Raw genomic sequence first — 632 nt, forward strand, 5'->3', positions numbered from 1 at the left:
GCCCAATGCCCAATGCCCACTTGCCCTGAGCGAAGCCGTTCGCGTAGCGTCTCGCAGAGAAGGGATGCCCAATGCCCCATACCCCATGCCCAATGACTAATGACAAATATTAATATTCAACTAAAGAAATAATTGGCACATTTGGCAAATGTCTGCGTCCTTGTAAATCTCGTAGCTCGATAATAAACCCAAACCCTATTAGTTCGCAGCCAATCTTCTGTACCAAGTTTGCTGTGGCACTTGCAGTTCCACCAGTGGCAATCAAATCGTCTACTATCAAAACCCGGCTACCCTCATGTAAAGCATCTTGATGTACTTCTAGGCAGTCTGTACCATACTCTAGTTGATATTCAATTGAGTGAACTGCGGATGGTAACTTCCCTTTTTTGCGGACGGGAATAAAACCTGCTCCTAGTTTATAAGCCAGAGGTGAGCCAAAAATAAATCCCCTCGACTCCATACCAATAACATAATCCACTGTCATCTCAGCTTCTATACATTTTTGTGTTAAAAAGTCAATAGTATAGCGCAGTCCCTCTGGATCGCGCAGCAGGGTAGTAATATCCCGAAATAATATTCCAGGTTTGGGAAAATCTGGGATGTCACGAATCAGATACTTTAAATCCATAGAG

General features: G+C 43.7%; 1 protein-coding gene. It reads right to left on the bottom strand.

The window, feature by feature from the left end; genetic code table 11:
* Nucleotides 1-109 precede the first annotated feature (109 nt).
* Entirely contained in the window at nucleotides 110-628 is a 519-nt protein-coding gene (locus GNE10_RS34980; RefSeq protein ID WP_185570567.1) for an adenine phosphoribosyltransferase, read from the bottom strand.
* Nucleotides 629-632 lie beyond the last annotated feature (4 nt).

The organism is Nostoc sp. 2RC (assembly GCF_014222165.1).
GTDB classification, from domain to species: Bacteria; Cyanobacteriota; Cyanobacteriia; order Cyanobacteriales; family Nostocaceae; genus Nostoc; species Nostoc linckia.

Excerpts from the sequence above, each read along its gene's own strand:
- GNE10_RS34980 (WP_185570567.1), bottom strand. The coding sequence starts at position 628 with ATGGATTTAAAGTATCTGATTCGTGACATCCCAGATTTTCCCAAACCT.